The sequence below is a fragment of the Hydrocarboniphaga sp. genome (genome assembly GCF_028291725.1).
In the GTDB taxonomy this organism is placed as follows: domain Bacteria; phylum Pseudomonadota; class Gammaproteobacteria; order Nevskiales; family Nevskiaceae; genus Hydrocarboniphaga.
The window spans coordinates 1-5,524 of record NZ_JAQGNT010000106.1 but is presented as its reverse complement, the minus strand read 5'-3'; the positions used below and the strand labels follow the sequence as shown (position 1 = coordinate 5,524).

Annotated in this window: 9 protein-coding genes; 6 read left to right on the top strand and 3 right to left on the bottom strand. The window is 61.6% G+C overall.

The features are described from left to right. Positions 1-141 (top strand): acyl-CoA dehydrogenase family protein (locus JWQ90_RS27005; RefSeq protein WP_299698187.1); only part of this gene is annotated, 141 nt, incomplete at its 5' end. A gap of 366 nt (positions 142-507) precedes the next feature. On the opposite strand, the gene JWQ90_RS27000 is transcribed toward JWQ90_RS27005, so the two are convergent. Continuing rightward, on the bottom strand, positions 508-1,341 hold the full coding sequence (locus tag JWQ90_RS27000; protein WP_366919616.1) for a helix-turn-helix transcriptional regulator: 834 nt from the start codon (positions 1,339-1,341) through the stop codon (positions 508-510). Between the two features lie 97 nt (positions 1,342-1,438). Here JWQ90_RS27000 and JWQ90_RS26995 point away from each other — a divergent pair, with 97 nt between their 5' ends. Continuing rightward, positions 1,439-2,323: an SDR family oxidoreductase gene (locus JWQ90_RS26995; protein WP_299698185.1), complete on the top strand. Its 885-nt coding sequence runs from the start codon at positions 1,439-1,441 to the stop codon at positions 2,321-2,323. 182 nt (positions 2,324-2,505) lie between these two features. Here the strand turns inward: JWQ90_RS26995 and JWQ90_RS26990 are convergent, their stop codons facing one another. Then, entirely contained in the window at positions 2,506-2,904 is a 399-nt protein-coding gene (locus JWQ90_RS26990; protein ID WP_299698184.1) for a TetR-like C-terminal domain-containing protein, read from the bottom strand. 62 nt (positions 2,905-2,966) lie between these two features. Here JWQ90_RS26990 and JWQ90_RS29335 point away from each other — a divergent pair, with 62 nt between their 5' ends. Genes JWQ90_RS29335 through JWQ90_RS26980 form a run of 3 tightly spaced genes read left to right on the top strand, consistent with a single transcriptional unit; the run spans position 2,967 to position 3,881 of the window. Next, positions 2,967-3,095, top strand: a complete 129-nt coding sequence (locus JWQ90_RS29335) for a hypothetical protein (RefSeq protein ID WP_366919615.1) — start codon at positions 2,967-2,969, stop codon at positions 3,093-3,095. Between the two features lie 52 nt (positions 3,096-3,147). Then, a complete protein-coding gene (locus JWQ90_RS29330) occupies positions 3,148-3,585 on the top strand; it encodes an SDR family oxidoreductase (protein ID WP_366919614.1) in 438 nt (145 codons plus the stop codon). Continuing rightward, complete coding sequence (locus tag JWQ90_RS26980; protein ID WP_299698182.1) at positions 3,543-3,881, top strand: hypothetical protein; 339 nt, start codon at positions 3,543-3,545, stop codon at positions 3,879-3,881. The genes JWQ90_RS29330 and JWQ90_RS26980 overlap by 43 nt, the downstream gene beginning before the upstream one ends. 172 nt (positions 3,882-4,053) lie before the next feature. Here JWQ90_RS26980 and JWQ90_RS26975 read toward each other — a convergent pair whose 3' ends face one another. Next, the gene (locus tag JWQ90_RS26975; RefSeq protein WP_299698181.1) at positions 4,054-4,419 is read right to left on the bottom strand and encodes a helix-turn-helix domain-containing protein; all 366 of its coding nucleotides are present in this window, start codon (positions 4,417-4,419) and stop codon (positions 4,054-4,056) included. A gap of 110 nt (positions 4,420-4,529) precedes the next feature. Here JWQ90_RS26975 and JWQ90_RS26970 point away from each other — a divergent pair. Then, on the top strand, positions 4,530-5,524 hold a 995-nt coding region (locus tag JWQ90_RS26970; protein ID WP_299698180.1), incomplete at its 3' end, for a zinc-binding dehydrogenase.

The following is a 5,524-nucleotide window of genomic DNA, read 5'->3' as shown; positions in this document are numbered from 1 at the left end:
GGCGTCACCTCGGAGACCATCGTCATGCGCATCTTCAAGGACATCCGCGCCTTCCGCATTTACGACGGCCCCAGCGAAGTGCATCGCTGGAGCATCGCCCGCAAGATCATTGGCAAGCCGCAGCGAGCGGAAAAGCACTGATGCCCTTGCCCTCGCCTTTCGATCTGAGCGGCCACGTCGCGCTGGTCACCGGCGCCTACATGACCGGCAGCGAAATCGTCGTCGACGGCGGCCAGCTGTGCAGTTCACTTTAAGATTGAAGCGATGGGTCTCGGTATCATCCATGCCACACAGATCGTCGGTGCCGGCCACGCCGCTCGCAAAATGACGGTCGCTCTGCGCATGAACGGTTATACCGGGGCTGTAGCCCAGAGAAGCCAACCCAACAGGCCCGCGGCTGTTGCCGCGATAAGCGGACATGGTCGTGCCCTGCCCGACCGCTTCATATCGGCCCGATAGCGGACGTTCGAACCGAACTCGCCAGCCCATCGATGACCGGGAACCGGATCAAACCGTAAGCTTAGTGTTGATCAGCGTTCGAATCCGGTCGGCGTCTTCCGGGGTCGACGGGCTGTAGATCACCATGCCGAGGTCGGGTCGGCCATCCACGGTGAAGGCCGAATATTCCATGCCGATCAAGCCCGCGATGGGGTGGCGCAGATGCTTGGTGCCCTCACCGGACGAGCGAACGTCGTTTTCGCTCCATATCTGTTTGAACTCGGGGCTCACGCGGCTGAGGTCTTCGACCAGAGCTTCGACATCCTTTGCCGGTGCGGCCCGAAACGCGTCTGCGCGGAACGCCGCCACCACGTAGCGGGCTACGCTTTCCCAATCCGTCTGTGCGGCGCGAGCACGCGGATTACAGAAGATCAGGCGTAGGATATTGCGTTGCTCGGTTGGCAGCTTGCCGTAGTCGGTCAGCACGGCCGCCGCGGCGCGATTCCAGGCGACGACATCCCAGGTCGGTGTCTTGACAATGGCGGGACTCAGTTCCAGCGAGTCGAGCACACGTTGAAGACGCGGCGTCACGCCCTCGGAGGCCGTGTGGCCAAGCTCGATCGGCTTTCCCAGTCCAAGCAGGAACAGGTGCTCGAGCTCGACCTGCGTCAGCATCAGCGCGTGGGCGATCCGGCCCAGCGCGGCTGCCGACGGCGCACCGCCGCGGCCCTGTTCGAGCCATGTGTACCAGGTGGCACTGACGCTGGCACGTTGAGCCACCTCTTCACGGCGCAGTCCCGGCGTTCTCCTGCGGGTCAAGGCAAAGCCGAAGGCCGCAGGGTCGAGTTTCTCGCGCCTGCCCTTCAGAAAGGCGCCCAAGCGGTTTTCGTCCGTCGCTGGCATCTGGATCCTGTTAGTCGATATACCTGGATAAAGTCACTACTTCACCCCGATACGGTATGAGCCGAGAGTAGGCTGCGTCTACTCCACGGAGGTTTCAATGAAAGTCTTCGTCACCGGCGCCACCGGTTTTATCGGCTCCGCGATCGTTCCGGAACTCATCAATGCAGGCCATCAGGTCATCGGACTGACGCGGTCGGATGCGGGAGCCCGCTCTCTTGTCGCTGCTGGTGCCGCAGCGCATCGAGGGGATCTTGAAGATCTGGAGAGCCTGCGCATCGGCGCATCGAAATCCGACGGCGTGATCCACTGCGCCTTCGACCATGACTTCTCGAATTTCGTGGCGAACTGCGAGAAGGACCGGCGCGTGATCGAGGCGCTGGGCTCCGCCCTCATCGGGTCCAAGCGCCCGCTGCTCATCACCTCCGGCGTCGGCATGGGCAGCCTGGAGCCCGGCAAGCCCGCGACCGAAGACGTGTTCAATGCCGACCATCCGCATCCCCGCAAGACTTCGGAGCTTGCAGGCGTGTCGATGTCGGCGGCGGGCGTCAACGTGTCGGTGGTGCGCCTTCCCCAGGTCCACAACACGATCAAGCAGGGCTTCGTCACCCCATTGGTGAACCTGGCCCGCGAGAAAGGCGTCTCCGCGTATGTCGGTGACGGAGCGAATCGCTGGTCGGCAGGGCACGTGCTCGATGCCGCGCGTCTCTACCGGCTGGCGCTGGAGAAACAGGAAGCGGGCAGCCGATATCACGCGGTCGGTGAAGAGGGCGTACCGATGCGCGACATTGCGGAGATTATTGGCCGGGGCCTGAAAGTACCGGTCGTTGCCCTCTCGGCAGAAGAGGTGGCAGCCCACTTTGGCTGGCTCGCGATGTTCGCCGGTGCCGAAATACTCGCGTCCAGCGCGATAACGCAGGAACGGCTTGGGTGGCGCCCGACGGGACCGAGGCTGATCACAGACCTGGAACAAATGCGCTACTGAGCCGGAAATTAGTCGTTCGGTGGCCATGCTGGTCCATCCAATGCGAGCAGCAACACCGGATGCTGCGAAACAGTTGATCGCGTGGCACCGGCAGCGCGGGCATTGCGACGAGCTGCTGCCGCGGAATGTCGCGGCTCATCTGCAATAGGCCCGCACCGGCACGCCTTGCCCAATCCGGCCTTTTACTTTGGACGAATCAGTTTGGCCATCAGCGCATCGAACAATAACTCACTAGTCGGTTTGACTTCGGCAGCCGGCATGCCTTGCATGAATAGTGTCAGGACCCCGCTTGAGGCTGCCCAGATTGTGCGTGCCGCGGCGTCCACCTCGGCCGTCAAGCGGGCTTCTGTTGCCAGGCGTTCGACAATCGCCCGCATGAGGACGAACGCCTCATCCATCACACTCGGTTCTGATCGCGTGCTCTCGACCATCAAGCGGAACAGTTTCGGGCGTTCATGCGCGAACGCGATCCAGCTATCCCAACCACGCTTCAGATCGGCCAGGGCATCAGCCGTCTGACGATTGCTCCGCTTCCGCGCCATGAACCCCTTGAGACCCTGAGCGACAACGGCGCGAAGCAAGCCTTCTTTGTCGCCGAGCCGGCGGCTCTGGCTTTGTCGGCCTGTACTTAATACGTCGACTTGTGGCGCAAAATGTTCGTGTCGTAGCGCTGGCTCGCAGCGAAACTGCAGCGGCGGTAGTCGAGAAAGAGGGTGCAATTGTATGTCGCGGTGACCTGCAGAACGAGCCGGCGATTACCCAAGGCATGTAGGGCTGCGATACGGTGTTCCATGTCGCCGGCCACCTGAGTCAGGCGGACCCGTATGAGGTTTTTCATCAATCCAACGTCGTTGGCACCCGCACGATGCTCGCAGCGGCAAAAAGCGACGGGTGCGTCGACATTCGTTGCTGTCGGGGCATCCGCCGTAGTAATGGGACGACCGATGTCGATGAAAAACATAACGGAAGATTTGCCCCTTCAGTCTCCCTCATGGGAGCCTTACATCAAGACAAAAGCGCAAGCCGACCTGCTGGTGCGGCAAGCGAATTCGTCTGCGCTTCGAACGGTGGTGATCCGGCCGTCACTGATCTGGGGTCCGGGGACGCCGCAACTTGAGGAGATTGTCGATTTGGCCAAGGCTGGCCAGTCCGCGTTGCCGGATGCCGGCCGGCAAGTCTCCTGCACCGCCATGTCGATAACGCCGTCGAGTGCGTGCTCTTGGCTGCCGAAAATGGCCAGGGCGGTCAGGCCTACTTTGTGACCGACGGCGGAACCAACACGCTCAAAGACATGTTGAATGATCTGCTCGGAACACGCGGCGTACCACCTATTGAACGTAGCGTTCCCTTCGGCGTCGCCTGGCGAATGGCGGCCGCCATTGAAACGGTTTGGCGACTATTTCGTATTCGCTCCAAGCTGCCCATCTCACGCCAGAGGCTGCGCATGATCGGCCAGGACTTCACCCTCGACATCACGAAGGCTCGCCGTGATCTCGGATATGTACCCATCATCAGCTGGGCTGACGGTATCTCAGGCATGCGCGGACAGCACGAATAAGACTGTTGCCATAAATCGGTCTCTCTGTACCCGAGTTGTGTTGGGTAAGCCATCGGCACGCAATGACTATCATATCGGCTGGCTGCTTAGACTAGATTTCGGCAGTCTGGTCGACTCTCAACCGGCAGCAACAGCCGTGCTCGACCGACTGCGATGCAGCGTCGACTCGATATTAAGACTTCGCACCGTCATAGAACCTCCGCGCGGACTCGATGCTTGCCATATTTTCGTAGGCCCAGTTTCGGACCGTTACAACGGCAGCGGCGAGACTATGGCCGAGCGGCGTCAAGCGGTATTCCACGGTAACAGGGACGGTCGCATAAACGGTGCGTGACACCATGCCGTCCCGTTCCAGCGCGCGCAGCGTTTGCGTCAGCATCTTTTGAGTGACGCCTTGAATTCGAGCGCGAAGCTGCGAAAAGCGAAGCGTGCCGTCCTCTAGCGCCAGCACGACGAGCATGGTCCATTTGTCGGCAATCCGCGCGAGCACCTGCCGGGTCGGACAGGCATTTATCATCACATTGAAATTGTCGTTCATGAGTATCTTCCAAGAACCTAGGCCACTAATTAGTGCCTTCTTCTTTCTTGATGCATTCGTTCCGATACTCCGTCGCGAGGCAACCGCCTCATTGTCGATGGAGTAAGACCATGAAAGCTTTCATTCCGAGTCTAGGCCCCGATCGCTTGGTGTCGCTGGCCGATGTGGCCGAACCTGCGCCAGCACCGAGCGAAGCCGTGATTGAAGTTGCGGCCTATTCGGTCAATCGAGGCGAGACCTTCGTGCTCGAAAGCCCACCAGAAGCTTGGCGTCCCGGAAAAGACGTTGCTGGCATTGTGCTCGACGCGGCCGCAGACGGGTCTGGTCCCGCGGCTGGCACCCGGGTGGTCGCCCACCCCCCGGCGTCGGGTTGGGCAGAACGCGTCGCGGTGAGAACCGACCTGATTGCGGTGCTTCCGTCCGGGATCAGCGAGACCGTCGCGGCGGCGCTCCCCCTCGCCGGCCTGACCGCGTTGCGGCTGGCTCGCGTCGCCGGCCCTCTGGCCAGTCGTCGCGTCCTGATGACCGGCGCTTCGGGCGGGGTAGGACACTATTTCGCCGAACTGGCGGCCATGGCCGGTGCCGATCTGACCGTGTTGACCGGTACGGCGGACCGAGGGGCGCGCCTGCGTGAGCTGGGTGCTCGGCATGTGGTGCAGAATCTTGCCGATGCGAACGGGCCGTTCGACCTCGTGCTCGAATCGGTCGGCGGTGACTTGCTCCAACAGGCTTTGGTCATGCTTCGACCCCGCGGGACCCTCATCTGGTTCGGGCAGGCGAGCCGAACCTCCCCCGCACTAGATTTCTTTCGTTTCTGGGAAGGCCCCGCCTCGGCGACGATTCGGCATTTCGACTACACCGACACCGACGTTGCTGACGGTCGCGATCTGGAGACGCTGGTACAGTTGGTCGCCGATGGCCGCCTCCACCCGGAGATTGGCCTGGTGACCGATTGGATGGGCACCGAAGACGTCTTGAGTGTTACCGGCTGCGTAAATCCGCGTAAATCCGGCGGCAAGGCTTGCTCTGTGGCGGCGACGTGGTGGCCTGTGACTTGGAAGCAGTCGGCGGGGGACTACGGGATTTCGCGACGGCTGTTTCTCAA